Annotated in this window: 5 protein-coding genes; 1 reads left to right on the forward strand and 4 read right to left on the reverse strand. The window is 32.4% G+C overall.

Features of this window, described 5'->3' with window-relative positions; translation table 11 throughout:
• Positions 1 to 316 precede the first annotated feature (316 nt).
• Positions 317 to 877, reverse strand: a complete 561-nt coding sequence (locus H8718_RS19700) for a hypothetical protein (protein ID WP_249334750.1) — start codon at positions 875 to 877, stop codon at positions 317 to 319.
• Between the two features lie 306 nt (positions 878 to 1,183).
• Between H8718_RS19700 and H8718_RS19705 the strand changes: the two genes are divergently transcribed.
• Complete coding sequence (locus H8718_RS19705; RefSeq protein WP_249334752.1) at positions 1,184 to 1,540, forward strand: helix-turn-helix domain-containing protein; 357 nt, start codon at positions 1,184 to 1,186, stop codon at positions 1,538 to 1,540.
• A 98-nt stretch (positions 1,541 to 1,638) separates the two neighbouring features.
• Here H8718_RS19705 and H8718_RS19710 read toward each other — a convergent pair whose 3' ends face one another.
• The 3 genes from H8718_RS19710 to H8718_RS19720 all read right to left on the reverse strand — a co-directional run bounded on the left by H8718_RS19710 (position 1,639) and on the right by H8718_RS19720 (position 4,138).
• Positions 1,639 to 2,397: a peptidoglycan recognition protein family protein gene (locus H8718_RS19710; protein ID WP_249334754.1), complete on the reverse strand. Its 759-nt coding sequence runs from the start codon at positions 2,395 to 2,397 to the stop codon at positions 1,639 to 1,641.
• Positions 2,372 to 2,851, reverse strand: coding sequence for a phage holin family protein (locus H8718_RS19715; protein WP_249334756.1), 480 nt, complete (start codon positions 2,849 to 2,851; stop codon positions 2,372 to 2,374). Before H8718_RS19715 ends, H8718_RS19710 begins: the two co-directional genes overlap by 26 nt.
• Positions 2,852 to 2,971: 120 nt before the next feature.
• On the reverse strand, positions 2,972 to 4,138 hold the full coding sequence (locus H8718_RS19720) for a stalk domain-containing protein (protein ID WP_249334758.1): 1,167 nt from the start codon (positions 4,136 to 4,138) through the stop codon (positions 2,972 to 2,974).
• Positions 4,139 to 4,274: the final 136 nt, after the last annotated feature.

The raw sequence follows: 4,274 nt of genomic DNA on the forward strand, positions 1-4,274 counted from the left end.
GATAATTAAGGACTTACACTGGCTTTGTATCTACTCTTAAGTATATCTGTTTATTACTTATTTGTAAATAATAGATTTAAAGTAGTAAGTCTAAAATAAATGATATTCTAAGCAAAAAAGAAGACCATGTTGCCATGATCTAAAAACAAAAGATACTCCTACCATATGTGTAATACAATAGATAACTCCTGTAAGGGGGGAGTTTGCATGATTATTATAGAACAAATGTTCGTATTTGTAAATAGGGATTTGTCATTTTATGCAGAAAAATAGAACCAAGCTTTCACTTAGTCCTACCTTAAAATGATATTTTTATTTAATCTACTAGTACTGTTTCAACTTTACTAATTACTTTCGTTTCTTGGTTTATAATGTATTTATCATTCTTATGTATTAAAAATGTTATGGGTATAATTGTGTTGTCTTTAATTTGCTTACAAAATAAATGGATATATTCTGTTTCTGATAACCTATAAAGTAATATTATCTGTGCATCAATTTTCGTGTTAAGCAACTGTTTGTTAAATATAACATATTCAGGTTTTAATAATAACTCCCTCAAATAAGGAAAATATTCTATCCGATTTTTATATGTTTTCCATATCTTAGGTTTTTTATTCTTGGAATCCACGCTAGTTAATTCTTCTTTTTCTACCTTTTCCAACCCTAACTCATCTAAATACATTCGTCTTTTATATGTCGAAGGTGCAAATTCATCAAGTGCTAATAATTTGCAGAAATGCTGCTCTTTAATTTTTAACAATATTGTGGTATTATCTTCTAATGTATATCTATATTCATAAACACTTATCTCATCTCTAAAAAACATCAATATATCTTTATACTCTACTTTATTAGCATCGTATTTCCCCAACATATTCACCTTCTTCCGTAATATAATAAAAAAGTTCATCCATATAATTATAGATGAACTTTCCATTATTGTAAATATTACTTATAATGAGATAACAGATTACACTACGCCGGCAATCTGGCAGCTCTTGTAGTTTTAAGTCCCCAAGCGAGAATATGGCGTTATCTCGTTACCATATAGACTATTACTAGTCTCTAAACACTTTTGTGTTTAATCATATTATATACATCTTTTTAGATTTTGTAAAGTTAAAGTAAAACTTCGTTTTTTTAGATAGAAAAAAATTTCTTTAAAAGGAGTATTTATACTATGAAAAAAATAACTAATAAAGAACTTGCTCAGAAGTATCGTACAAATTATTCTTCATGGAAACAAACTAAACTTTTAAGACAAGACGGCTTTTTTATTATTTACAACGATATAAAAACATCTGGATTACTTAAACATATAAGTGGAAATGCTTTAAAGTGTTATGTTTTTTTAGGTATTGTATCTAAAAATGATACAGGCGAATCTTGGTATACAGTAGAGTCTATTGCTGATTATTTTCAAGTATCTACTCGTACTGTATCTAATTGGTTAAAAGAACTTGAGCAATATAATTTAATTAAAAAGCTACAATTTGAACCTAATACACCCTCTCATACATTTTTAAGACCTTATTAAAAAATATCGTATTTTTTCTAGCTATTCACGACTTCGTGAATACATTAGTTTAATAGAATCAGTATTTTGAGTAAAAAAAATAAAGGGTAAGCCGAAGCTTACCCCAAATAACCACTAACCTTAACTATTAAATCTCTTACATTCTGCTCTGTATACTTCTTATCTCTCCAAATACTCGGGCTATTAATAATCTTAGCCTCTACCATCTTAGCTATTACAGTATCATAAGTGCTTACATCAAATAGCCTAATACCTATCTTACTAATAAGTGCTGGCACATTCTTAAGGTTAATACTTGTCCATGCTGCAGGACTACCGATAATACCTTCTAAAACTAAGTTCTGCACCGCTTTTTCGTATTCCTTATCCATTTGTATCCCTTGTATAGATTTTTTAAAATCTGTCCATATTTTAGGCTCCCTAAGCATCTTTGCAGGGCATTGTTTACCACAACTATCATAGTGCCTAATAACCTTATCTGCTGGAATATTGAGCTCTTTCATTAGCTTCTTAGTAAGTTCTACTGCATTGTCTACAGATTTACTGTAATCTCCGTCTTGGTTGACACAGATTTCTATCCCTATGCTATTGCTGTTATTACATTGCGGCACTGCTGGATTAGAGACATACTTCTTGCCATTATGCCAAGATTGTACGTTATGCTCTACTAACTGGATAACTTGTTTATCGTCTACTACATAGTGTGCACTAGTTCCTCTATCTCCACCATTAAAATACCTATAATGGCGTTCTGCATCTGCCCCTATATCTGTATTATCTGTTTCATGAATAACGATATAGACTGGCTTATTGATGCCACTATGATTGTATTTAATAAGTTTCTTCACAATCTGCATCCTCTTCCTCTCCTTTCCCTTCATCTTCTAACTTGCCTTCATTTGAAAGTTTGTTTTTAACCTCTAGAATATCCACTAAGAATTTAGGAACCTTTAACCCAAGTAAAGTTGCATTTTCAATAATGGAAATGGCTTCTGTAGTGATATAGAACCACATGGTTGCTGTACGTATCATTCCACCTGCGTTAAACATCTGATCGCACACGTTGGCCACAATTAAAACCATAAACATAATGCCTTTCTTCTCTAAGCCTTCTGCTGCAGCTTTAGAACTTACACCACCATTTTCTGTTTTATCACTTTTACCCTTATAGGCTTTTCTAAGCCCTAGCACAAAATCTACGATTGATAAAAGCAATAAAAAAAGAATAAGTTTATCTGGTGCTCCAAATAAAAATAAAACTAAAGAACTCAAACAAGCTACTACCCACTCAAAAATTTTTTCCATATTCATTTTACGTCTCCTCTCATCCATCGGACTGGCCTGTCATGGATATAAAAATAGCATCCTATTTTTTAGAATGCTTTTCTATTAATAATTTGTAATTCCATCAAAATAAGCAATGCTGTTCCTTTAACCTCTAACGGTTATCCGTTTAGTTGCTTCATTGTAATCTACTTTAGCACCTGTAAGTTCTGCAAATGCCCGAAGTGGAATAAGCGTATAGCCACTTATTACTTTTACAGGAATAGGTGTTTTTACATGCGTAACCTTACTACCTTGCTCTGATTTAATCATGTTACTGCCTACCTGCATTGTAATGAGTTGATTATGCATCTTGCTATAGGCTGTAATAACTTTGTCTAGGCTTGAGTAGCGTACCGTATATTCAAGTGTCTCACATAAGAACCTAAAAGGCACTAAAGTTGTCCCTTGTTCTACTGTTGCAGGATAATCCATAACCTGCTCTACCTTATTAACTTGTACATTTTTAGAACCTACCTTTAATTCAATCGTAGTGCATGGGAAGTCCACTCGATTCTTATCATGGAAATGAGGATACTTGATAAGATTTGAATCTAATTCAAAAGCATGTACGCTCTTAATATAAGTATCTACACTATAAAGGCCTGTCCATTTTTCTGTAAAAGCTTCATATGGAACAAATAAATAGCCTTTATAACCTCTTGTAGCACCATAAGATTCTTGCATAATAAACCAGTTTTTATAAGTCACTCCATTTATCGTTTTAGGCATATCTTCTATGTAACCACATATCCAAATAGCATGTAAGCCATTAGGTTCGCTACCTTTAGCTGGCTTAACTACACATCCTTGTATAGGGAATGTATGCTCTTTGTATAACTTAACAATTGCAACGCACCCACCATTCTCTACAATATGATGCTTTATCCCTTCAATATCTGTTGTTTTAATGTCTATACGTTTCTTTGGCTTAAACTTTTTAGCTTCTTCATACATAGCATCCGTAGTAGGCAAGAACTTGTTGTCATTGTAATCCTTATCTTCCCATGTAGGATATAAAGCTTCCGTACACATACCATATTGACAGACTTGATCCATAAGTTTTTCTATAGGCGTACCTGTTGCATCGGGTCTGCCATCTACCTTCTTAGATAACATCATAGCCCAGCTGTTACTGAGAGGTGTAATGTTCCCATACACCCTAGCAAATTGTGCTTCTAATAAGCTACTTACTGCATGATTTGTACACCAGTTACTTCCTCTTTGATGCTCTATTCCACTTGCTTGATTAAGATATTGTTTTGGTAAAGACATTTCCTATCATCCTTTCTATAAAAAGGCATAAAAAATAACACTATTTCTAGTGCCTTCTCTATGCCTTTATTCAGTTAACCAATCATTCTTTTATTCTACTAAGCCAAGTTCTTTTTTTACTTCTTCTACAAATTGC

Origin of the sequence: Zhenhengia yiwuensis (assembly GCF_014384995.1) — a bacterium.
In the GTDB taxonomy this organism is placed as follows: domain Bacteria; phylum Bacillota; class Clostridia; order Lachnospirales; family Cellulosilyticaceae; genus Zhenhengia; species Zhenhengia yiwuensis.

Excerpts from the sequence above, each read along its gene's own strand:
- H8718_RS19700 (WP_249334750.1), bottom strand. The coding sequence starts at position 877 with ATGTTGGGGAAATACGATGCTAATAAAGTAGAGTATAAAGATATATTG.
- H8718_RS19705 (WP_249334752.1), top strand. The coding sequence starts at position 1,184 with ATGAAAAAAATAACTAATAAAGAACTTGCTCAGAAGTATCGTACAAAT.
- H8718_RS19710 (WP_249334754.1), bottom strand. The coding sequence starts at position 2,397 with ATGCAGATTGTGAAGAAACTTATTAAATACAATCATAGTGGCATCAAT.
- H8718_RS19715 (WP_249334756.1), bottom strand. The coding sequence starts at position 2,851 with ATGAATATGGAAAAAATTTTTGAGTGGGTAGTAGCTTGTTTGAGTTCT.
- H8718_RS19720 (WP_249334758.1), bottom strand. The coding sequence starts at position 4,138 with ATGTCTTTACCAAAACAATATCTTAATCAAGCAAGTGGAATAGAGCAT.